Origin of the sequence: Pantoea sp. EKM10T (assembly GCF_011800685.1) — a bacterium.
Lineage (GTDB): Bacteria > Pseudomonadota > Gammaproteobacteria > Enterobacterales > Enterobacteriaceae > Pantoea > Pantoea agglomerans.
On the sequence record NZ_JAALEU010000004.1, the window covers coordinates 300,346 to 323,593 of the forward strand.

20 protein-coding genes are annotated in these 23,248 nt (G+C 56.5%); 6 read left to right on the top strand and 14 right to left on the bottom strand.

Features of this window, described 5'->3' with window-relative positions; genetic code table 11:
- The first annotated feature begins 61 nt into the window (after window positions 1–61).
- A complete protein-coding gene (gene suhB, locus HFD95_RS10340) occupies window positions 62–865 on the top strand; it encodes an inositol-1-monophosphatase (RefSeq protein WP_008926709.1) in 804 nt (267 codons plus the stop codon).
- Between the two features lie 63 nt (window positions 866–928).
- Here suhB and HFD95_RS10345 read toward each other — a convergent pair whose 3' ends face one another.
- The 3 genes from HFD95_RS10345 to HFD95_RS10355 all read right to left on the bottom strand — a co-directional run bounded on the left by HFD95_RS10345 (window position 929) and on the right by HFD95_RS10355 (window position 3,744).
- Window positions 929–1,942 (bottom strand): TIGR04086 family membrane protein, encoded by a 1,014-nt coding sequence (locus HFD95_RS10345; protein ID WP_010257601.1) that lies wholly within the window; start codon window positions 1,940–1,942, stop codon window positions 929–931.
- A 204-nt stretch (window positions 1,943–2,146) separates the two neighbouring features.
- Entirely contained in the window at window positions 2,147–3,127 is a 981-nt protein-coding gene (locus HFD95_RS10350) for a nickel/cobalt transporter (RefSeq protein ID WP_167430201.1), read from the bottom strand.
- The gene (locus HFD95_RS10355) at window positions 3,118–3,744 is read right to left on the bottom strand and encodes a DUF1007 family protein (protein WP_010257608.1); all 627 of its coding nucleotides are present in this window, start codon (window positions 3,742–3,744) and stop codon (window positions 3,118–3,120) included. Before HFD95_RS10355 ends, HFD95_RS10350 begins: the two co-directional genes overlap by 10 nt.
- Window positions 3,745–3,899: 155 nt before the next feature.
- Here HFD95_RS10355 and csiE point away from each other — a divergent pair, with 155 nt between their 5' ends.
- On the top strand, window positions 3,900–5,168 hold the full coding sequence (gene csiE, locus HFD95_RS10360) for a stationary phase inducible protein CsiE (RefSeq protein ID WP_010257611.1): 1,269 nt from the start codon (window positions 3,900–3,902) through the stop codon (window positions 5,166–5,168).
- On the opposite strand, the gene HFD95_RS10365 is transcribed toward csiE, so the two are convergent.
- Both HFD95_RS10365 and glyA read right to left on the bottom strand, forming a co-directional pair.
- Window positions 5,150–6,298, bottom strand: coding sequence for a 3-phenylpropionate MFS transporter (locus HFD95_RS10365; protein WP_033772425.1), 1,149 nt, complete (start codon window positions 6,296–6,298; stop codon window positions 5,150–5,152). The two genes, csiE and HFD95_RS10365, sit on opposite strands and share 19 nt — an antisense overlap.
- A 128-nt stretch (window positions 6,299–6,426) precedes the next feature.
- A complete protein-coding gene (glyA, locus tag HFD95_RS10370; protein ID WP_010257616.1) occupies window positions 6,427–7,680 on the bottom strand; it encodes a serine hydroxymethyltransferase in 1,254 nt (417 codons plus the stop codon).
- A 327-nt stretch (window positions 7,681–8,007) separates the two neighbouring features.
- Here glyA and hmpA point away from each other — a divergent pair, with 327 nt between their 5' ends.
- The gene (gene hmpA / locus HFD95_RS10375; RefSeq protein WP_167430202.1) at window positions 8,008–9,192 is read left to right on the top strand and encodes an NO-inducible flavohemoprotein; all 1,185 of its coding nucleotides are present in this window, start codon (window positions 8,008–8,010) and stop codon (window positions 9,190–9,192) included.
- Between the two features lie 236 nt (window positions 9,193–9,428).
- Here the strand turns inward: hmpA and glnB are convergent, their stop codons facing one another.
- The 5 genes from glnB to purL form a co-directional block, all read right to left on the bottom strand.
- Window positions 9,429–9,767, bottom strand: coding sequence for a nitrogen regulatory protein P-II (gene glnB, locus HFD95_RS10380; protein ID WP_003848647.1), 339 nt, complete (start codon window positions 9,765–9,767; stop codon window positions 9,429–9,431).
- A 184-nt stretch (window positions 9,768–9,951) separates the two neighbouring features.
- The gene (glrR, locus tag HFD95_RS10385; RefSeq protein ID WP_010257627.1) at window positions 9,952–11,286 is read right to left on the bottom strand and encodes a two-component system response regulator GlrR; all 1,335 of its coding nucleotides are present in this window, start codon (window positions 11,284–11,286) and stop codon (window positions 9,952–9,954) included.
- Complete coding sequence (gene qseG, locus HFD95_RS10390; protein ID WP_033758654.1) at window positions 11,286–11,954, bottom strand: two-component system QseEF-associated lipoprotein QseG; 669 nt, start codon at window positions 11,952–11,954, stop codon at window positions 11,286–11,288. Before qseG ends, glrR begins: the two co-directional genes overlap by 1 nt.
- A 3-nt stretch (window positions 11,955–11,957) precedes the next feature.
- Window positions 11,958–13,385 carry a HAMP domain-containing sensor histidine kinase gene (locus HFD95_RS10395; protein WP_010257633.1) on the bottom strand — a complete coding sequence of 476 codons (1,428 nt, stop codon included), beginning with the start codon at window positions 13,383–13,385 and terminating at the stop codon, window positions 11,958–11,960.
- Between the two features lie 579 nt (window positions 13,386–13,964).
- Window positions 13,965–17,852: a phosphoribosylformylglycinamidine synthase gene (gene purL, locus HFD95_RS10400; protein WP_167430203.1), complete on the bottom strand. Its 3,888-nt coding sequence runs from the start codon at window positions 17,850–17,852 to the stop codon at window positions 13,965–13,967.
- Window positions 17,853–18,119: 267 nt separating this feature from the next.
- Here purL and mltF point away from each other — a divergent pair, with 267 nt between their 5' ends.
- The gene (gene mltF / locus HFD95_RS10405) at window positions 18,120–19,586 is read left to right on the top strand and encodes a membrane-bound lytic murein transglycosylase MltF (RefSeq protein WP_010257637.1); all 1,467 of its coding nucleotides are present in this window, start codon (window positions 18,120–18,122) and stop codon (window positions 19,584–19,586) included.
- Here mltF and tadA read toward each other — a convergent pair.
- Complete coding sequence (gene tadA / locus HFD95_RS10410; RefSeq protein WP_010671307.1) at window positions 19,583–20,074, bottom strand: tRNA adenosine(34) deaminase TadA; 492 nt, start codon at window positions 20,072–20,074, stop codon at window positions 19,583–19,585. The two genes, mltF and tadA, sit on opposite strands and share 4 nt — an antisense overlap.
- A gap of 63 nt (window positions 20,075–20,137) precedes the next feature.
- Entirely contained in the window at window positions 20,138–20,776 is a 639-nt protein-coding gene (gene yfhb / locus HFD95_RS10415; RefSeq protein WP_010257641.1) for a phosphatidylglycerophosphatase C, read from the bottom strand.
- Between the two features lie 154 nt (window positions 20,777–20,930).
- Between yfhb and HFD95_RS10420 the strand changes: the two genes are divergently transcribed.
- Window positions 20,931–21,770, top strand: coding sequence for a MurR/RpiR family transcriptional regulator (locus HFD95_RS10420; RefSeq protein WP_010257643.1), 840 nt, complete (start codon window positions 20,931–20,933; stop codon window positions 21,768–21,770).
- 55 nt (window positions 21,771–21,825) lie between these two features.
- Complete coding sequence (locus HFD95_RS10425; protein WP_010671305.1) at window positions 21,826–22,074, top strand: YfhL family 4Fe-4S dicluster ferredoxin; 249 nt, start codon at window positions 21,826–21,828, stop codon at window positions 22,072–22,074.
- On the opposite strand, the gene acpS is transcribed toward HFD95_RS10425, so the two are convergent.
- On the bottom strand, window positions 22,071–22,451 hold the full coding sequence (gene acpS / locus HFD95_RS10430) for a holo-ACP synthase (RefSeq protein ID WP_010257645.1): 381 nt from the start codon (window positions 22,449–22,451) through the stop codon (window positions 22,071–22,073). The two genes, HFD95_RS10425 and acpS, sit on opposite strands and share 4 nt — an antisense overlap.
- Entirely contained in the window at window positions 22,451–23,182 is a 732-nt protein-coding gene (gene pdxJ, locus HFD95_RS10435; RefSeq protein WP_010257647.1) for a pyridoxine 5'-phosphate synthase, read from the bottom strand. Before pdxJ ends, acpS begins: the two co-directional genes overlap by 1 nt.
- Window positions 23,183–23,248: the final 66 nt, after the last annotated feature.

The following is a 23,248-nucleotide window of genomic DNA, read 5'->3' on the forward strand; positions in this document are numbered from 1 at the left end:
GAACACGCTGCTATACTCCGCGCCGTTTTCCCCGTTCTTTAACATCCAGCGAGAGATACCGATGCATCCAATGCTCAACATTGCCGTGCGCGCAGCGCGCAAGGCCGGAAATTTAATTGCCAAATATTATGAAACCCCGGACGCCGTCGAAGCCAGCCAGAAAGGCAGCAACGACTTCGTAACGAATGTTGACCGCGAAGCAGAACGCCTGATTATCGAAATTATTCGTAAATCTTACCCGAAACATACCATCATCACTGAAGAAAGCGGTGAACTGGCGGGCGAAGATCAGGATGTTCAATGGGTTATCGATCCGCTGGATGGCACCTCGAACTTCATCAAACGTTTACCCCACTTTGCTGTTTCTATCGCTGTGCGCATTAAAGGCCGCACCGAAGTCGCCGTCGTTTACGATCCAATGCGCAATGAACTCTTCACCTCTTCACGCGGTCAGGGCGCTCAGCTGAATGGCTATCGCCTGCGTGGCAGCACGGCCCGCGATCTGGATGGCACCGTTCTGGCGACCGGCTTCCCGTTCAAAATGAAGCAGCACGCGCCGGCTTACATGAATATCATGACCAAACTCTTTACCCAGTGTGCTGACTTCCGCCGCACCGGTTCTGCTGCGCTGGATCTGGCCTATGTGGCTGCCGGTCGCGTAGATGGCTATTTTGAGATTGGCCTGAAGCCGTGGGATTTTGCGGCGGGTGAACTGCTGGTCCGTGAAGCGGGCGGTCTGGTGACTGATTTCACCGGCAACCACGGCTATCTGCTGTCAGGTAACCTGGTCGCGGGTAACCCACGTGTGGTGAAATCGATGCTGTCGAACATGCGTGATGAGCTGAGCGAAGCGTTAAAACGCTAAGTTTCAGTACAGAAAAAGGCGGCTTCTTAGCCGCCTTTTTTATTGCCTGTTACTCAGTGATGATTAACGACGTTCGTGTGACAGCACCTGACGAGGCTGAGTACGACGACCTACCATACCCATCACGCCTGCCAGCACCGCTTCGATGATCAGCAGAATCAGGGCATACCAGCTCGCTTTCGCAGTCGCGGCAGCGGCTTTTTCACCAGCTTCACGCGCTTTCTGTTCAGCCTGCTGTTTCAGTTCCTGATACTTCTGAACCGCCTGCTGATAGCTCTGTTCAGTTTTGGCCACGATCTGATCCACTTCCTGATCGCTTTTGCCGGTGCGCGCTTTGATAATATTTTTCAGCGCATCACGATCGGCTGCCTGCAGGGTATCGGAATGACGATCCATCACCCCTTTTAACCAGTTAGCCAGATCAGTATCCGCTGTCTGTGGATGGTTTGCGGTGTTGTTAGCCTGGTTTTCAGCATTCTGCGCTTCTTTATTTGCATCCTGCTTTAAGTTCTCTGGCTGTAATTCGGGTTTCCCGGTCTGGCGTAAAGTCGTTTCCAGTTCGTTCTGCAGGTTATCTAAATTAATATTACTCTCCTGCAGTTTGTCTTTTGCCATTTGGGTAACGGATGGCGCAGCGGCGGAAATACCACTCCCCAGCGCCTGGAAGCCTGAGCCCACAATATTCATCGCGCCGCCTAATACACTGGTCGCCAGCGCAATAGCCAGGTAAATAGTGAAAATTGTGCTAAGGCCAAACATCAGTAAACCGTGCAGTGCGCCTTCGCGCTGAGCCAGTCGGCCTGCAACATAACTACCTGCAGCCATCGCGACCAGCATTTCAATGGCAGTCCAGACCAGCGCGCCTGTGCCCAGGCCGTCGAGTGGATTCTGTTCTTTCATCGGATCAATGGTTGTTGCACCAATGGCGGTTCCCAGCAGCGTCAGAATAATGTGAACGATCAACGCACAAATGACACCGGCAAACACGGCGCTCCAGGAAATACGTTTTAACGGCAATCCAGCAGGCCCGGTCGCCAGCGTTTCGGTGTAGCCATTATTAATACGGGTATCAGCCATGAAATATACTCCTCGCAATAAACAGAAAGCGGTCTTGATCTTTTATCATCCCGACGGCGGAATGCCGTTTTGGTATTATCAGCGTAGACAGGGAATAGTCATTTCACCACTAAACCAGCCAGAGAAAAAAATAAAGAGATGAATTCAGAGATAATTAACGAAGAGAAGAGCGCAGCGGCAATTTTATTTCCGCTGCGCTTTTATTCAGAAAGGTCGAATTCCGCCACCCAGCGTCATCTGCGCTGACTGCCATAGCGCGATACCCGCTACGATTAAAATCAGGCTGCCGGTTAAGGCCAGCGCGGGGATCAGCAGTCGCGTCATGCCTGCGGCAACGCCAGATTGAGCCAGCCGTTGCGCCACCGTGCGCGCCTGCTGAACCAGCAGGCCAATCGCCGAAATGGTCAGTGCCGTGCCCAGCGCCATCACCGCAGCAGAGATAACCCCCCAGCCATAGACACCAATCACTTTGGCAAACAGCAGCATCATAATCGCGCCGGAACAGGGACGTAATCCCATCGACACCACCACCAGCAGCTGGGTTTTCACACTGAGATTGCCGCTCATCTGCTGCGGTGTCGGAAGATGTGCGTGTCCGCATCCGCACTGATCGTCATGCTGATGGTGAGGTTTGAAGGTGCGAAATACCGGGGCCGGACGCGGACGCAATGTCCGCCACAACGAACGCAGCGCCCGATAACCGATCATCACGCCCAGCCCGATCACCAACAGATAACTGCCCTTCTCCAGCCAGAAACTGCTGAGATGCAGCTGTCGCGATGACGTTTTCAGCAGCACCAGCATCACCGTCACCAGGGCAATCGCCACCGAACCCTGCAGCAGTGAGGCGAGCAGCGTCAGCCTGATACTGGTTTTCACTCTGGTGGGATGGGTCGCCAGAAAAGTCGCGATCACCACTTTGCCATGGCCCGGCCCCAGCGCGTGCAGTACGCCATATAGCAGGCTGAATATCACCAGCGAAATGCCTGCCTGGTGGGGCTGCTCCGCAACCTGCTGTAGCAGCTGAGTCATCTGCCGATGCAGATCTTTTTGCCACAGTACGCTCTGCATCAGAATCTGCGGCCAGTAGAGCCAGACCAGCAATGCGCTGCTCAGCAGCACGCCCGCCATCAGCCACAGCGGCCAGAGGCGGGAAGCCCGTAACGGTGTGGAGATTACTGACATGTCAGTATCACCGTCTGGGCAAACTGGCGGCCTAAATCCATCTCCTCTGCAGGCGCGTCGGCTTTATCCAGCGACAGCGCATACTGCTTCAATGAATCATTGGGCTTTGGCGTGTTCAGCGCGAACTTGCAGCGCGCCTGCAGCGCCGTCGGCAGCGTTAACGCACCAGGATTGTCATAGAACATATCGACGAAATAGGTGGGATCAAAAGTCAGGATCTCAAAGCGCTGCCCGGTCAGCTTCGGGGGTTCCGCCAGCGGCAGAATAAATTCCAGCACCGCTTTATGGCCGTTACGTGACAGGTTGTATTCGGTTGGCAGATTCAAAAACTTTACCCGCTGTTGGTTGTGCCAGATTTCAGAAAAGTAGTGCTGGCCCAGCACGTTCGCCATCACGCCTGCCGCCAGCTTCTTCCACACCACGCTGCCTGGTTTCGCCTCGCCCGCGTCGTAAAGCAGATCGGCGGAGGTAATCTCATCCATGGTCCAGGTCATCTTTAATCCGGTAAAGGTGTCATCCTGCGCCACCAGTTCGGTTTTCATATCGATGAAGCTGTGAGGATGTGCCATTACAGCCGGACTTAATACCATCAAGAGGGCAAAGAGTGTGCGTTTCATAATGTTATAAAGTAACGTTCCCGATGAAAAGAATCTATAAGTAACAAAATTTTGTGACCCGCCTTAAACCTCCGGCAAATAAACCGCGTAAACCGCGCAGGCGCTGACGGGGTTGACTATTCTTAGCTCAAAATAGCCTGCTGGAAACCTGATTGATGAGTTCTGCTACCCCTTTGGCACCACTCTTCACCCGCTCACAGCGTCAGTGCCATCTTTTATTGCTGCTGTTTCTGCCGACACCCGTGCTTACGCTTGAAAAAGTCTGCCAGCTGAATGGCGTCGATCCTGCTGTTGCCCGACAGGATATCGCGGATGTGGGCCTTGAGATACAGCGATATCACCAGCTGGAATTGCATCAGATGGTGGATGGCAGCTTTCGTCTTCATGGCACAGAGTTGGATCGGCGCCTCTGTCTGCTGCACAACCTGCGACGCAGTTTGCGTTTATCGCAGGATTTCGTCTGCGACCATTTTGCAGCTCCCCTGCGTCAGCGCCTGAAGGTGATGAAGATTGAGAAGGCGCTGTGGGATGAGACCAATTTACAGGCGCTGATCCAGCACTGTAGCCTGCGTCTGAAGCGCGATTTCAGCGAACGCGACCGGCTTTTTCTGCAGATTTTCATGAAATATGGATTGTGCCAGCGCCAGCCGGTGCTGTTCAGTGAAGCGCAGTGTCACTGGCTGCAGCAGAAGGCTGAGCGGCAGGCTGCCGAGGATGTGATTCACCACTGGCGCAAACGCTGCCACCTTGCACCGCCCGTCAGTGAAACCGACTTCTGGACACTGCTGTTCAGCCAGATACATACGCCTGTCGTGGATACGATTGCACATCCTGCTGAGCAGCAGTTAATGGCTGCGACGCAGCAGTTGATTAATGACTTTGAACGGTGTGCCGACATTACTTTTGCTGATCGCGACGAGCTGCTTAACCAGCTCTATCCTCATCTGGCACAGGCGCTGGATCGCACCCACTTCACTATCGGCATCGACAACAGCGTGGCGCTGGATGTCAGCCGCCTCTACCCCCGCCTGTTGCGTACCACTCAGCAGGCGCTGCAGGCGTTTGAGCAGCAATACGGGATTGCGTTCAGCCCGGAAGAGGTGAGCTTAATTACCGTTATTTTTGGTGCCTGGCTGATGCAGGAGAATGCGTTGCAGGAGAAGCAGGTGCTGATTCTGACGGGTGACGATACCGATCTGGAGCAGGATGTGGAGCAGCAGATCCGGGAGATCACGCTGCTGCCGATCAATATTACCTATCAGGACGTGAAACAGTTTCAGCGGGATGGCGCACCGCGGGATGTGGACATCATCATTTCGCCCTACCCCACCTCGCTGCCACTCTTCTCTCCGCCGCTGGTGCATGCGGAACTGCCGCTGACGTTACACCATCAGCAGCGGATTCGTTATTTACTGGAGTCGTAGCCGGGACGCAGAAATAGCGCGGGCAGTGCCACCAGTGCCATCACCCAGAACAGATGCCCCTGCAGATGAGCGAACAGCACGCCGCAGATCATGGTCATTATCGCAATGCCACCCCCCATCGCCAGCGCGGAATAGAGCGACTGAAGACGGATCACTTCCGCTCCCTGACGCGCCGCAATAAAACGCATCGCCGCCAGATGACAGACGGTGAAGCTGCCACAGTGGAGGATTTGCGCCACAATCAGCAGCGGCAGCGCGGTAGTGGCGCCCATCAGACTCCAGCGGATCAACGCACAAATGCCCGAAAGCAGCAGCAGATCGCGCGCGCTCCAGCGGCGGAACAACCGGTTGCTCAGGGCAAACACGACGATTTCGGCCACCACGCCCAGCGACCAGAGATAACCCACCGTGGAGGCGGAGTAGCCACTCTCCTGCCACCAGATAGCACTGAAGCCGTAATAGGCGGCGTGCGCACCCTGCAGCAGCGTTACGCAGAGCATAAATCGCCATACCGCATTCTCACGCAGCAATTCACGCCACACCTGCCAGCCGCCGCCCGCCGCGCCCTGCCGTTCATTACCCTGTGGCTGGGTGGCGGGTGACAGCATCATGCCTGCCAGCATAGAGATGACGCCGACGGAAAGCAGCAGCAGAATGGCGTTTGAAGAGTAAGCACTGACCAGCACGCCGGTTAATGCCGAGCTGATCACAAAGGCCAGCGAACCCCACAGCCTGACCGGCCCATACGCCAGTCCTATCTGCTGTGTCCAGGTGGCGGCCAGCGCATCGCTAAGCGGGACCAGCGGCGAGAAAAAGAGGTTAAAGCCGATCATGACCGTCAGCAGCCACATCCACTGCTCACCCACCCAGAAACCGGCGGCGAACAGGCAGGTCATCAGCGCCAGCAGACGCAGCGCCGTAATCAACCGTGAAGGATTTTTGACCTGAGAAGCGATAAGCAGACTGCCGACAAAGCGTGCCACCATGCCACAGCCGAGCAGCAGGCCAATCTTTTCAGCATCAAGACCGGTGCCTTTCAGCCACACGCCCCAGAATGGCAGATAGATGCCGTAACAGAAGAAGTAAGTGAAGTAGCCCAATCCGAGCCATCTGGCGGAGCCGATTGCCATATTCCCTCCAGCAAGAGTGCTGCCTGGCAGCATGAGTGGGCGCTACTCTGGCAGAGCGCCGCAGGACAGGCAATAAAAAAGGATGGCTGATGCCATCCTTTGTATGCTGTCTCACAACAGGTTAACGATTAAGCGTAGACCGGCAGACGGCTGCAGATTTCCAGCACTTTCTTTTTGGTGCGCTCAATGGTCGCTTCGTCATTGACGTTATCCAGCACATCCGCGATCCAGCCAGCCAGCTCACGCACGTCCGCTTCGTTGAAGCCACGACGGGTAACAGCTGGTGTACCGATACGGATACCGGAAGTCACAAACGGGCTTTTCGGATCGTTAGGCACGCTGTTTTTGTTAACCGTGATGTTGGCACGGCCCAGCGCCGCATCCGCTTCTTTACCGGTCAGGTTTTTGCTCACCAGATCGATCAGGAACAGATGGTTATACGTGCCGCCAGAAACGATGTCATAGCCACGCTCAATCAGCACCTCAACCATCGCTTTGGCGTTTTTTGCCACCTGCTGCTGGTAGGTTTTGAATTCCGGCTCCATCGCCTCTTTGAACGCAACCGCTTTACCAGCGATAACGTGCATCAGAGGACCGCCCTGACCGCCAGGGAAGACAGCAGAGTTCAGTTTCTTATAGAAATCTTCGTCGCCGTTTTTCGCCAGAATGATACCACCGCGCGGACCCGCCAGCGTTTTGTGAGTGGTAGAGGTCACGATGTGCGCATGCGGGATCGGACTCGGGTAAACGTCTGCAGCAATCAGGCCGGCAACGTGTGCCATGTCCACAAACAGCCATGCACCTACGCTATCCGCGATTTCGCGCATTTTCGCCCAGTCGCAAACCCCGGAGTAAGCTGAGAATCCGCCAACGATCATTTTTGGCTTGTGGGTTTTCGCCAGTTCAGCCAGCTCGTCGTAGTCAATTTTACCGGTCTCATCGATACCGTAAGCCACGACGTTATAGAGTTTGCCCGACAGGTTAACCGGTGAGCCGTGAGTCAGGTGCCCACCGTGCGCCAGGTTCATCCCCAGAATAGTATCGCCCGGCTGCAGCAGCGCGGTGTAAACCGCAAAGTTAGCCTGTGAACCTGAGTGTGGCTGCACGTTAGCGTAATCGGCACCAAACAGTTCTTTTGCGCGATCGATCGCCAGTTGCTCAACGATATCAACGTACTCACAGCCGCCGTAGTAGCGTTTGCCCGGATAGCCTTCAGCGTATTTATTGGTGAGCTGAGAACCTTGTGCCTGCATAACACGCGGGCTGGTGTAGTTTTCAGAAGCAATCAGTTCAATGTGCTCTTCCTGACGCACTGTCTCCTGCTCCATCGCCTGCCACAACTCGGCATCGTAATCGGCAATGTTCATATCACGCTTTAACATCCGGATCTCCTGACTCAGCTAACTTTCTGACGGTATTTACCCCCCTTCAGGGGCGAAGGCCCACAGTGTAAACCGTTTTAAGAGGTGAAGGTAGGGTGAACCTCCTCTTTTTACGCAAACGATTGGCTGGCTACTGGCAGGGCTTTTTTACACCTTTTCACCCTGTTCAGACGCCACAATTTTTCTTCAGGATGTGACGGCGGTTTCTCAGGATGCACCAAAAAGTTGCCACTTTGACAACCGGGAAATTTATCGGGTTATTTACACCACAGGCGAGACGGCTATAAGATGCATTTAAAATACATCTTTAAATGAGAGGCCGCTTTTATGCTTGATGCACACACTATCGCCACGGTTAAATCGACCCTGCCTGCCATCGCCGCCTGTGGTCCTGCGCTTACCGCACACTTCTATGACCGTATGCTGTCGCACCATCCTGAACTCAAAAATGTTTTCAATATGAACAACCAGCGCAATGGCGATCAGCGTGAAGCGCTGTTCAACGCCATTTGCGCCTATGGCGCGAATCTGGAGAACCTGGCCGTGCTGCTGCCTGCGGTGGAAAAGATTGCACAGAAACATACCAGCCTGAATATTCAGCCTGCGCAATACGCCATCGTCGGTGAAAATCTGCTGGCAACCATTAAAGAGCTGCTGAATCCGGGTGAAGAGGCGCTGGCAGCCTGGGGCCGGGCCTATGGCGTACTGGCAGATGTGTTCATTAATCGCGAAGAGGAGATTTATCAGGCGACGGAGCAGCAAACCGGTGGCTGGCGCGGCACTCGTGCGTTTCGCATCAGTGCTGTTGAGCAGCAGAGCGAGGTGATTAAAAGCTTTACCTTCAGTCCGGTAGATGGCGGCCCGGTAGCGGCCTTTAAACCGGGTCAGTATCTGACGGTGCATCTGCAGCCCGCCAGTTTCGAACATCACCAGATTCGCCAGTACTCGCTTACTCACCTCAGTAATGGCAAAGATTACCGGATTGCGGTGAAACGTGAAGCGCAGGGCACCGTCTCCGACTGGCTGCATCAGAATGGCAAAGTGGGTGATGAGCTGATGCTGGCCGCACCGCATGGCGACTTCTTCCTTGAGGTCGATGCTGCAACCCCGGTGGCGCTGATATCCGCGGGCGTGGGTCAGACGCCGATGCTGGCCATGCTGCATGCCCTGGCGGCCCGCCAGCACCGCGCGCCGGTCAGCTGGCTGCACGCAGCAGAGAACGGCAAACAGCACGCATTTGGCCCGGAAGTGATAGCTACGGGCGCGCAGCTCACCGATTTCGTCAGTCAGGTCTGGTATCGCGATCCCGCCGCTGAAGATGCCGGTCGCTATGACGCGCAGGGTCTGATGGATATCACCGCGATCTCCGCACGTCTCGCCTCACCCGACACCCACTTCTACCTCTGCGGTCCGCTGCCCTTTATGCAGCATGTGGTGGCGCAACTGCGTGATGCCAGCGTGGCAGATACACGCATTCATTACGAACTTTTCGGCCCGCAAAAAGGGATGTAAATCTGGCAGCAACGAATTAGCCTAAAGCGAAGGGAACACGGGCAGAAGAGGAAAGCGTCCCGCGCCAGGACGGCGCGGGCCGAGCGTGCCATGGATGGCGGGTTTTGCGTCTTTCCGATCTGACCGTGTTCCCTGAGCAGGCACGATCGCACAATCATCCGTATCAGGTTCCTCAGGCATAAAAAAGCCCGCAGCGCGGGCTTCTTTATGCTGATAAAGAGCTGATAAAGATATAATCAGATCGCCTCTTCATCCTCTTCGCCAGTTCGGATGCGCACCACGCGCGCCACGTCGAAGACAAAGATTTTACCGTCACCGATTTTGCCGGTCTGCGCAGTACGCATAATGGTCTCGACGCAGGTATCAACGATATCGTCGCCCACCACCATCTCGATTTTAACTTTAGGTAAAAAGTCGACCATATACTCTGCGCCGCGGTAAAGCTCGGTGTGCCCTTTCTGGCGGCCAAAACCCTTTACTTCACTCACGGTCATCCCGGTGATGCCGACTTCCGCTAAGGCTTCACGGACATCATCGAGTTTGAATGGTTTGATAATCGCATCAATCTTTTTCATGTCAGACCCTTTTTCACTCCCTCCATGGTCAGAGGGTTTATCAAGTATAAATGTTGCTGGCGCTGTCGGGCGGTAATATCCGGGATTCTTCAGGTTGCCGCAAGCGCTGCCAGATTATGCTGACCGCACCCATTCTGATTCGGGCCTGAGCAGGCAACCTGCCGGTATCACTCCGCAGCCTCCGCTACTCTTTGAAATCACTGGCATCCAGCTCATGACGAGACAGCAGCTTATAGAACTCCGTGCGGTTGCGTCCAGCCAGACGTGCGGCATTGGTCACATTGCCTTTGGTCATCTGCAACAGCTTACGCAGATAGTTCAGCTCAAACTGATTGCGCGCCTCAGCAAAGGTCGGCAAAGCGCTGTTCTCACCGCTTAACGCCTGCTCCACCAGCGCATCGCTGATCACCGGCGATGAACTCAGCGCCACACACTGCTCAATCACGTTAACCAGCTGACGCACATTGCCCGGCCAGCTGGCCGCCATCAACCGCTTCATCGCATCAACGGAAAAACTGCGAATCTGCGGTTTATGCCGTTCCGCCGCCTGACGCAACAGATGATTAGCCAGCAGCGGAATATCTTCAGTGCGCTGATGCAGCGCCGGAATCTTCAGATTCACCACATTAAGACGATAGAAGAGATCCTCGCGAAACTCCTTTTTCTCCATCGCCTTCGGCAGATCGCGATGCGTGGCTGAAATAATGCGCACGTCGATCTCAATATCATGATCGCTGCCCAGCGGCCTGACCTTACGCTCCTGCAACACCCGCAGCAACTTAACCTGTAGCGGTTGCGGCATATCGCCAATCTCATCCAGGAACAGCGTGCCGCCACCTGCGGTTTTAAACAGACCGTCACGGGCACTGACTGCGCCGGTAAAGGCCCCTTTGGCATGCCCGAACAGCTCTGACTCCAGTAACTGCTCCGGCAGTGCGCCGCAGTTAATGGCGACAAAGGGCTTGCCGTTTCGCGGGCTGGCAGCGTGAATCGCCTGAGCCAGCATCTCTTTACCGGTACCGCTCTGCCCGTTAATCAGCACGCTGACGTCCGACTGCGCCACCATATGCGCCTGCTCCAGCAGCCGTAACATCAGCGGGCTGCGGGTGACGATCGCTTCCCGCCAGCGGTCATCGCTGACCGGCGCCTGCTGAGCCAGTGCTTCATCGATCGCTTTGTAAAGCGCATCTTTATCCACCGGTTTAGTCAGGAAGCTGAAGACGCCCTGCTGCGTGGCGGAAACTGCGTCCGGGATAGAACCGTGTGCCGTCAGGATAATCACTGGCAGACCGGTGTGGCGTTTCTGGATCTCGCCAAACAGCGCCAGACCATCCATCTCATCCATCCGCAGATCGCTGATCACCAGCTCGATTTTTTCTTTCTGCAGCAGACGCAACGCTTCGGGTCCGCTGGCCGCGGTGGTGACCTGATAACCTTCGCTGCGAAGACGCATGCCCAGCAGCTTCAGCAGGCTGGGATCGTCATCCACCAGCAGCAGTTTTGCCGCTTGTCTGACCATTATTGCTCCTCATCCTGCGGCAGCGCAGTGCCATGGCCGCTGTCAGAAACATCCGGGGCTTTCCGTGATGAAAGCTGGCGCTCAATGTCAGTAAGCCGCTCCAGCTTATGCTGCGTGTCGCTGAGCTGCTGCTGCTGTTTAACCATTTGCTGGCGTATCGCCTCCAGCTGGGTATCGCTGCTCTGTTGCAGATGAACATAACGGGTGCGCGCTTCACTCAGGTCGAGCTGCGCGGCCTGATTACTGCGCCACAACTGGAGCAGCGGACGCACAGACTGCGGGAAATCGCTGCTGTAGCGATCCAGGGTTTCAACATAGCGACGACGCTCCACTGGCGTCACGTTGCCGTTCGACATCAGCACGCCCTGCTTGAAGGCGCGCGACCAGCTCTCAACCGGCCAGCGGTGAGCTTCGGCTCGGGCCTCGGCGGGGGAAAGGCGTTCAGCACAATCGATCGCCCGCATCCAGTAGAGGGGATTACTCAGTGCCGCACTATTCTCTATCGTCCACAGGTCACTGCAGCGGGTCGCCAGGTAATCAGCCACGCTGACCTCGGGTTCCGCTACCTGATGGCCTGACGGCAGGGATGAGGTGGCCGGGGAGGTCGTACATCCGCTGAGCAGCAGCGTGGTCAGTGTGCTCAGCAGCAAAGCGGGTAAATATTTCATCAGTCAGACATTCCCGGCTGTGGTGTTCAGTTCAATTCGAAAACAGACGTCAGCCTGCTCGCAGGAGACCAGCGTCAGGTCGCCATGCATCCGGCGCAGGCAATCTTTGGCAATACTCAATCCCAGCCCGCTGCCTTTTACCGGCCCTTTGCGCTGCTGGCTACCCTGGAAAAAAGGTTCGAAAATCATTGCCTGCTCTTCCGGCGGGATCGGCGTACCGCTGTTCGCGACATCAATCCAGACCCGATCGCCCTGCTGCTGACTGCGCAGCCAGATGGTACCGGATTCGCTGCCGTAGTTCACGGCGTTCGAATAGAGATTATCGATGACCCGCATCAGTAACATCGGTTCGGCAAGGCAGTGACTGACCTCCAGATCGACAACCGTCTGCATGAGTTTGGCGCGCGCCGAGAGTGCGTGTGCATTCACTACCCCCTCCACAATTTCCGCCACGCTGACCGGTTCCAGCTGGATCGGGCCATCTGCCAGTTTACGGTTGTAATCAAGCAGCTGTTCAATCAGACGCTGCAGATGACGGCTGCTGCCGTCGAGGATAGTGACCACCTCTTTTTGATCGGCGTTCAGCGACCCGGCTACCTCGTCCGCCAGCAGTTCGGTGCCTTCACGCAGGCTGGCCAGCGGCGTTTTCAGTTCGTGAGAAAGATGGCGCAGGAATTCATGGCGCTGCGATTCCAGCCACTGAAGCCGTTCGCTGAGCCAGACGATGCGCTGTCCCAGCGAGCGTAACTCGCGCGGGCCGCGAAATGTCACGCTGTTACCCAGTTCCCGGCCTTCGCCAAGCCGGTTGATCATCCGCTCAATACGCTTGACCGGCCCGATAATCATGCCGGTAAACAGCGTCATCAACGCCAGACTGATGATAAACAGAATCAGCGCCTGCCAGCCAAAAAACTGGCCGCGATCGGCAATTTCGCGCTGCAGCTGAAGGCCGCGCGAAAACACCACTTCGCGCGTGTCCTGCACCATCTGCGCATTGGTGGCAGAAAAACGATCCAGCGCCTCTGCGGCAGGCGTAACCGGATTACCGTTATCGCACTTTAACGGTGTCAGCAGCGGCAACGTCGCCTGTAAAGTCTGGAATGCGGGCAGCTCGGGCAGGCTGGCGCTGTGCGAACTCAGCATCTGGCTGTAGCGGGTGTGCTGGGTCTGATAAAGGCGCGCCAGCGAGGCATCATCCAGCACGCAGTACTGGCGATAGCTGCGCTCCAGCTCAACCGCCGTTCGCGCCATCGCCTCACTTCTGCGTACGTCGGTGAAGGTATTGCGGTTGGTATCCGCTGCCTGTTCGCTTAACGCAGAGAGACTTTCCCACGCCTGCCAGGCCAGCACCAGCAACGGCAGCAGCACCAGTACAAACGCCATCAGCACCAGCTGACGCAGAGAACGGGGAAATAAACGCCATTTTTTCACGCAGCCGCTTCCTTAAGATTTGCTGTCTGGATGCTAACGGACTCTGTCAGCGGAAGAAAGGTGTCGGCGGAAGAAAGGGGAACAAAAGAAAACGGCAGGCTCAATGGCCTGCCGCTGGCACGACGCGTGATGCATCGCGTAAAAATGGGTGGAGCCTTACTCAACGTTACGTCCGGTGTTTGATAACGCAAGCGATTATCGGTCAGTTGGACGGCAGGCTCCGTTTGGTGCGTCATTCGGGCTTTATGAGCTCTTCTCCGCTAAGCGGGGCAATCATAAACAGGTGAATGAGCAGCTGCATGAGTATAGCAAGTTCCATGCCAGAAAATAAATCATTATATTTTTCAGCAGATTGAATAAGCTTACCGGACAACTGTTGCGCAAAATCTGATTACAGCAAGGGAAAACTGTCTCCGCTGAGCGACATGAAATCGCGCCGGATGGGCGTTCATTAAAAATCAACGAGATAGATGTCGCCAAAAAGAGACAGTACGACATACTCATTGTCGCCATTTGCCAACAGAACCACAAAAAAGAGCAGGAGGCACACTGGCCTCCTGCTCTTTTCAGCGGATTAAATTAACCCAGCTGTCTGCGCGCATTGCGGAAAATGCGCATCCACGGGCTGTCTTCGCCCCACTCTGCCGGATGCCAGGAGTTGCTGACGGTGCGGAACACCCGCTCCGGATGCGGCATCATGATAGTGACGCGACCACTTTCGTTGGTCACGGCAGTGATGCCGTTTGGTGAGCCATTCGGGTTAGCCGGATAGGTTTCTGTTACCTTGCCGAAGTTATCGACAAAGCGCAGTGCCACCAGCCCTTTCGACTCCAGCGCCGCCAGATGCGAAGCATCACGCACTTCAACAAAGCCTTCACCGTGCGAAACGGCGATAGGCATATGCGAACCGGCCATGCCGTCCAGCAACAGCGAGGGACTGGCGGCCACTTCTACCAGACTGAAGCGCGCTTCAAAGCGCTCAGACTGGTTGCGCACAAAGCGCGGCCAGAGATCGCTGCCTGGGATCAGTTCACGCAGATTAGACATCATCTGGCAGCCGTTGCAGACGCCCAGCGCCAGAGTTTGCGGACGATGGAAGAAGGTTTCGAACTCGTCACGCACGCGCGGATTAAACAGAATCGATTTCGCCCAGCCCTCACCGGCACCCAGCACATCGCCGTAGGAGAAGCCGCCACAGGCGACCAGCGCCTGGAACTCTTCCAGGCCGCGACGTCCGGCCAGCAGATCGCTCATGTGAACGTCAATGGCGGTGAAGCCAGCCCGATCAAAGGCGGCGGCCATCTCTACATGGGAGTTCACGCCCTGCTCACGCAGCACCGCGACCCTTGGACGTGCGCCAGTGGCGATCATCGGGGCAGCAACATCTTCCTGCGGATTAAAGGTCAGATTAACGTTCAGGCCAGGATCGCTGTCGTTTTTCTTCGCTTCATGTTCCTGATCGGCACACGCCGGGTTGTCGCGCAGACGCTGCATCTGCCAGGTGGTTTCCGCCCACCAGGTACGCAACGTGTTGCGGCTTTCACTGTAGACCGCACTGTCACCGGAACGGATCACAAAGCGATCGCCCGGCTGCGCGCTGCCCAGCAGATGCGTCGAGTCGGCAAGGCCGTGATCCGCCAGGATCTGCTCAACCACGGCGCGATCGGCGGCGTTGATCTGAATCACCGCGCCCAGCTCCTCGGTAAACAGGGAGGCCAGCGCATCGTTACCCAGCGAGGCGATGTCAACGTCGATGCCGCAGTGACCGGCAAACGCCATCTCGGCCAGCGTCACCAGCAGACCACCGTCGGAACGATCGTGATAAGCCAGCAGTTTCTGCTCAGCCACCAGCGCCTGGATGGCATTGAAGAAGCCCGCCAGCTGAGCGGCATCGCGCACGTCGGCAGGTTTGTCGCCAAGCTGACGGTAAACCTGCGACAGCGCGGTTGCGCCCAGCGTATTCGCGCCGTTGCCCAGATCGATCAGCAGCAGCAGGTTATCCTGATCGGCCTGCAGTTGTGGCGTGACGGTGCGACGAACATCTTCGACGCGGGCAAAAGCGGTAATCACCAGCGACAGCGGTGAGGTCATTTCGCGCTGTTCGCTGCCTTCCTGCCAGCGTGTTTTCATCGACATCGAATCTTTACCGACCGGGATGGTGATCCCCAGCGCCGGGCAAAGCTCCTCGCCGACTGCCTTTACCGCCGCATATAAACCGGCATCTTCACCCGGATGACCGGCGGCGGACATCCAGTTTGCGGAAAGCTTCACACGCTTCAGCGAACCAATATGGGTAGCCGCCAGGTTGGTCAGTGCTTCACCGACGGCCAGACGACCCGATGCCGCGAAGTCCAGCAGCGCAACCGGTGAACGTTCGCCCAGGGCAAACGCTTCGCCGTGATAGCTGTCGAGGCTGGCCGTTGTCACCGCACAGTTGGCAACCGGGATCTGCCACGGTCCCACCATCTGGTCGCGCGCAACCATGCCGGTCACGCTGCGGTCACCGATGGTGATCAGGAAGGTTTTTTCCGCCACGGCAGGCAGATGCAGCACGCGGTTCACCGCATCGACCAGCGTAATGCCGTCACGCTGCAGGGCAGTACCCTGTGTCTGCTGCGTCACCACATCCCGCGTCATCTTCGGCGTTTTGCCCAGCAGGACATCAAGCGGCATGTCGATCGGCTTGTTACCGAAATGACTATCTTCCAGGCTCAGGTGCAGCTCTTCGGTGGCTTCACCAATGACCGCGAACGGTGCGCGTTCACGCTGGCAAATTGCCTCAAACTGCGCCAGCTGATCGGGTGCCACTGCCATCACATAACGTTCCTGTGATTCGTTACACCAGACCTCCAGCGGACTCATGCCTGGCTCATCACTCAGGATATCACGCAGGTTAAACCGGCCGCCACGACCGCCATCGCTGACCAGCTCCGGCATCGCATTGGAGAGACCGCCAGCGCCCACGTCGTGGATAAACAGAATCGGGTTCTCATCGCCCAGCTGCCAGCAGCGGTCGATCACTTCCTGACAACGGCGCTCCATCTCCGGGTTATCACGCTGTACCGAGGCAAAGTCGAGATCGGCATCAGACTGGCCCGAGGCCATTGATGAGGCCGCGCCGCCGCCCAGGCCGATGTTCATTGCCGGACCGCCCAGCACCACCAGCTTCGCGCCTACGGTGATTTCACCTTTCTGCACGTGATCGGCACGGATATTCCCGATGCCGCCCGCCAGCATAATGGGCTTATGGTAGCCACGCAGCTCAGTGCCGTTGTGGCTGGTGACCTGCTCTTCATAGGTACGGAAGTAACCATTCAGAGCCGGACGACCAAATTCATTGTTAAATGCAGCGCCGCCCAGCGGGCCATCGGTCATAATTTCCAGCGCGCTGACGATGCGGGCCGGTTTGCCGAAGTCCTCTTCCCACGGCTGTTCAAAGCCAGGGATACGCAGGTTCGATACGGAGAAACCGACGAGGCCCGCTTTTGGCTTTGAACCCCTTCCGGTTGCGCCTTCATCACGAATTTCACCACCGGAACCGGTCGCAGCACCAGGCCACGGCGAGATGGCCGTCGGGTGGTTATGGGTTTCCACCTTCATCAGGATGTGTGCGGCTTCCTGATGCCAGCGGTATTCGCTCTCTCCGGCGTCAGCAAAGAAGCGGCCAACCTCTGAGCCTTCCATCACGGCGGCGTTATCTTTGTAAGCAGAGAGCACGTAGTCCGGCGTCTGCTCCATGGTGTTTTTAATCATCTTAAACAGCGACTTTGGCTGTTTCTCGCCGTCGATAATCCAGTCGGCGTTGAAGATCTTGTGACGACAGTGCTCAGAGTTCGCCTGCGCAAACATATAGAGTTCAATGTCGTTGGGATTGCGGCCCAGTGCGGTAAACGCCGCCACCAGGTAGTCGATTTCATCGTCGGCCAGCGCCAGACCCAGTGAGATATTCGCCTGAACCAGCGCCTGACGGCCCTCACCCAGCAGATCGACACTTTTAACCGGCTGTGGCGTGTGATGCGCGAACAGCTGTTCAGCCTGCGCCAGATCGCCGAAGACCGTTTCCATCATCCGATCGTGCAGCAGTGTGCCCAGCGTTTGCCACTGCGCTTCCATCAGTTGTGGAGCCTGTACATAAAAGGCCAGGCCGCGCTCCAGGCGACGTACCTGCGGCAGACCGCAGTTGTGGGCAATGTCAGTGGCTTTGGATGACCAGGGCGAAATGGTGCCGGGACGAGGCGTCACCAGCAGCAGACGCCCCTGTGGGGCATGTTCAGCGAGAGAGGGACCATATTTCAGCAGGCGCTGCAGACGGCTCTGTTCGTCAGCGCTTAAGGGCGTGCTGACATCAGCAAAATGGATGTACTCAGCGTAAATATCACTCACCGGCAGATGAGCGTCCTGAAAGCGGGTCAGCAGTTTGTTTACACGAAATGCCGACAGGGCGGGCGAACCACGCAGAATTTCCATTAATAAATCTCTCGTCAGGGCGCCGGGCGACGCTTCATTGGGCGCAACAGGGAAAACGGGGCGTATTATAGAGAAAGCGACCTCGCGACGAAACCGTTTGCGCACAATTTTTGGCGACCCGGATTTGCCTGAATTTTGCGCAAAAGCTGCTATAAAAGTTGCTCAGCGTGATTTTGTTGCGCAAAATGCCCCTCGCTCTGGGAGTTCAAAGAAGACAAATACTGCCTTTAAAAGACAGAGGCCTTAGAGCCAGCGAGAGATAACTATTTGAAACGCCTAAAATTTAATTATCTGTTTATCGGTCTGGTTGCCGTGCTGTTAGCGTTGGCGCTATGGCCATCCATTCCCTGGTATGGGGGTGGGCAGGACCAGATTTCACAGATTAAATCACGGGGAGTACTGCGTGTCAGTACCATCAATTCCCCGTTGACTTACTACACAGTGAACCAATCTCCGGCCGGTATGGATTATGAGCTGGCAAAACGCTTCGCCGATTATCTGGGCGTCAAACTCAAGGTGACAGTACGTCCCAACCTGAGCGATCTGTTTGACGATTTAGATGATGGCAAAGCCGATTTGCTGGCCGCGGGTCTGAACTACAACAGCGAACGCCTGACCCGCTATCAGACCGGGCCAGGCTACTACAACGTTTCGCAGCAGCTGGTCTATCGCGTGGATAAGCCGCGCCCTAAAAACCTCGGTGACTTAAAGGGGCGGCTGACTGTTGCGTCAGGATCGGCGTATCTGTCAACGCTGAAGAGCGCGCGGTCAAATCAGTACCCCGATCTGGACTGGGCGATCTCCACCGATCAAAGTCCTAAAGCCCTGCTGGAAGCGGTGGCAGACGGCAAGCTCGACTATACGATTGGCGACTCCGTGACCATCGCTCTGCTGCAGCGCATCTATCCGCAGCTGGCGGTGGCGTTTGACGTCACTGATGAAGAGCCGGTCACCTGGTATGTGCGGCATAGCGATGACGACAGCCTGAATGCCGCGATGCTCGACTTCTTTAACGGTATGGGTGAAGAAGGGGCGATGGCGCGGCTGGAGGAGAAATATCTCGGCCACGTCGGCACCTTTGATTATGTCGATACCCGCACTTTCCTGCGCGCCATCGACAACACGCTGCCTGACATCAAACCGCTGTTTGAGAAGTACGCCACCAGCATTGACTGGCGACTGCTGGCGGCAATCTCCTATCAGGAGTCGCACTGGAACCCGCAGGCCACCTCCCCTACCGGCGTGCGCGGCATGATGATGCTGACCCGTAACACCGCTGAGAGCCTGGATGTGGGCGACCGGACCGATCCCGAACAGAGCATTCGCGGCGGCAGTCAGTATCTGCAGGATATGATGGCGAAGGTGCCGCAGACCATCCCGGAAGATGAGCGCATCTGGTTTGCGCTGGCGGCCTATAACATGGGCTATGCCCATATGCTGGATGTCCGTAAACTCACTGCCCGCCAGGGGGGTAATCCGGATAGCTGGGCGGATGTGAAGCTGCGTCTGCCCATGCTGAGTCAGAAGCGTTACTACACCCAGACGGCTTATGGCTATGCCCGTGGGCATGAAGCCTATAACTATGTGGAGAACATCCGCAAATATCAGTTAAGCCTGGTGGGTTATCTGCAGGAGCAGGAAAAGCGCCTGGCGCAGCAGGCTGAAGCACAAGAAGCACAGGCCGAACTGGCCAAAGGCTATCCGGCGGTCGAACCGAAGATCGCCATGAACTAATCCTGGCGTTGCGCCTGCCGCAGCGCTTTTTTCTGCTCGCGACGCATACGGAAGAAGTCGCTCAGCATAGCGGCACACTCTTCAGCCAGCACGCCGCTCTGTAATTCAACCTGATGATTCATGCCGGGGTGTCCCAGCACATCGAGCAGCGATCCTGCCGCCCCACTTTTGATGTCGTGCGCACCGTAGACCAGCCGGCTGATGCGGCTGTGAACCATAGCGCCGGCGCACATCACGCACGGCTCCAGCGTCACGTAGAGCGTGGTGTCCAGCAGACGATAATTTTCCAGTACTTTACCGCCCTGCCGCAACGCCATAATCTCCGCATGCGCCGTCGGATCGTGCTGGCCGATGGGCCGGTTCCAGCCTTCACCGATAACCCGGTCATTCTGAACCAGCACCGCACCCACCGGCACTTCGCCCTGCTCCCACGCCCGGCGCGCCAGGTCAAGCGCATGGCGCATCCAGTATTCATCTTGTTGTTTCATGCTGACCACTCCGGGCGACAGAAAAGCGGCGCATTATAGCGGTCTCACCGATCCTTTAGAAACTTATTCCAGCTGTTGCAGCTCACCTGCGGGTGTTACGCGCCAGCGATGCTGACAGAAAAACAGCAGCGGGTTGTCCTGTTTGCTGTCGCTATAACCGCTGTAGAGCTGTAGCGGCGTGCCGATTTTCTCTTCCAGCTGTGCCACTTTCTCATGGCCGAGGCAGCGCATTGCCAGTACCCGCCCGCCCCAGCCGCGCTGCATCTGACTGGCAATCAGCTTCACGCGTGGCAGAAACGCGGAGTCGTAATAGACCTGCTCCACCAGAGACTGTGGCGATCCGGTGATGAGCCAGACGTCAGCATCATCACTGCCGAGATAATCGGTCAGGCGCTGCTGAACCACCGGAAAGGCTTTGACGCGCAGGCGGAACCACTGCGCAAATTCGGCTTCGAGTTGCAGCAGCGTCCGCTCAGAACGGCCAAAAGTAATAGACCAGAGCAGCAGGCTCATGGGCCAGCGTGCCGCCCGGCCTTTAAACAGCAAGCCGATACCCACTACCGGCAATAACGGCACCACCAGCAGCAGATTAAGCGGTCGGCGACGCAGCAGATAGCGCATAAAAGTGCCGAACATGTCCTGCTGGTGCAAAGTGCCATCCAGGTCAAAAAATACGACGCGACGTTGTGTTCCCCTGGTCAAACAACTCTCCTTCAGGCTGATTCTGGAATGATAAAGAGTAGTGTAGCCATCATCAGGCGCTACGGCGATGACTGTCATTTTTAATTCCGATGACTACAATGCCTGATGAATAGTTTATTCTTCACAGATTATCCCTGAATTACGAGGATTGGGCATGAGTTCATTGCTGCGCATTCGCCAGCTTTATCCACGTCTGGCATTGAACGAGCGTCGGCTGGCTGATTTTCTACTGTCGCAACCCGATCGGGCGCGCCACCTGAGTTCGCAAAAGCTGGCGGAAGAGTCTGGCGTCAGCCAGTCGAGCGTGGTGAAGTTTGCTCAGAAACTGGGATACAAAGGTTTTCCGGCGCTTAAGCTGGCCCTGAGTGAGTCACTGGCGGACAAAGATGCCATTACCGTACATAACCATATCCTCAGCGACGATCCCCTTAAAATGGTGGGTGAGAAGCTGCTGACGGAGAAACTCTCGGCGATCCGCGCCACGCTTGACATCAACAGCGAAGAGAAGCTCAACGATGTGTTACAGCTGCTGAAAAATGCCCGGCGTATTTTACTGGTAGGCATTGGCGCTTCGGGTCTGGTGGCGAAGGACTTCTCCTGGAAGCTGATGAAGATCGGCATCAATGCGGTGGCGGAGCAGGATATGCACGCCCTGCTGGCCAGCGTGCAGGCGATGGGGCCCGGCGATGTGCTGCTCGCCATCTCTTACACCGGTGAACGACGGGAGATCAATCTGGCCGCGCAGGAGGCGGTTCAGGTAGGCGCCGATGTGGTGGCGTTTACCGGTTTTACGCCGAATACGCTGCAGCAGAGCGCCAGTTACTGTCTCTATACGGTGGCGGAAGAGCAGAGTACCCGCAGCGCGGCCATCTCCTCGACCACGGCGCAGCTGGCACTGACCGATCTGCTGTTTATGGCACTGGTGCAAAACGATCCGGAACGCGCGTCCAGTCATATTCGCCACAGCGAAGCGCTGGTGAAAAAGCTGGTCTGATCAGCGGCAGTGCGTATAATACCCGCGCTTTTTCTGTTGTTATCAGGTGGGTAAAATGGCGCTGTTGATTACGTCCAGATGCATTAACTGCGATATGTGTGAACCGGAGTGCCCGAACCAGGCCATTTCACTGGGCGATGCGATCTATGAGATTGATGTCAGCCGCTGCACGGAATGTGTCGGGCATTATGAGACGCCAACCTGTCAGCAGGTATGCCCCATCGACAACACCATCATCATTGACCCACAGCACACCGAATCACGTGATGCGCTGTGGGAGAAGTTCGTGCTGCTGCACGGCTAGCTTTCAATGATCACCGTGGCGCAGGCGTAGTGACGCTCATCGGCCAGCGTCACGTGAACGTGTTTAACGCCCAGCCTCTCCGCCACTTCAGCGGCATGCTGAAAGAAGCGTAATCCCGGTTTTCCCAGCGCATCGTTGTAAACTTCAAACTGATTAAACGCCAGACCACCGCGAATACCGGTGCCAAAGGCTTTTGCTGCCGCCTCTTTTACCGCAAAGCGTTTAGAGAGAAAGCGCACCGGCTGCTTGTGCGCCTGATATTGCTGCCATTCGGCTTCGCTCAGCACCCGCCGCGCCAGCCGGTCGCCGGAGCGCTCTATTACCCCGGCGATGCGTTCAATCTCAACGATGTCCGTACCCAGTCCCAGAATAGCCATCAGCGACGGGCTTCACGCAGCAGCTGCTTCATCTCTTTCACCGCATCCGGCAGGCCACTCATCACCGCGCGGCCAATAATCGCATGGCCGATATTCAGCTCATGCATTTCCGGCAGCGCCGCAATCGGCAGCACGTTGTGGTAGGTCAGACCATGACCGGCATTGACCTTCAGTCCCAGACTGGCGGCAAAGGTCGCGGCGTGACGGATACGCGCCAGCTCAGCGTCACGCGCCAGTCCCTCTGGTGCTTCGGCGTAAGCGCCGGTATGGATTTCGATGTAAGGCGCGCCGCTAGCCACGGCCGCTTCAATCTGGCGGTGATCGGCATCGATAAACAGCGAAACCAGAATGCCTGCGTCACTCAGCAGTCGTACAGCCGCGTTCATCTTCTCCTGCTGCCCCGCTACATCCAGCCCGCCTTCAGTGGTCACTTCCTGACGCTTTTCCGGCACCAGGCAGCAGAAATGGGGTTGGATATCACAGGCGATGCCGATCATCTCATCGGTGACCGCCATCTCCAGATTCATCCGCGTCTGGATGGTGTCACGCAGGATACGCACATCGCGATCAGTGATGTGACGGCGATCTTCGCGCAGGTGCACGGTAATGCCGTCTGCGCCCGCCTGCTCGGCGATAAACGCCGCCTGCACCGGATCGGGATAGTTTGTCCCACGGGCGTTACGCACCGTGGCAATGTGATCGATATTGACGCCTAACAGCAACTCAGCCATGACCGTCCTCACTTGTTTTTCATCGTGATGTTGAGTGTACCGCGCAAAGTGAAACAGGCGGTACGA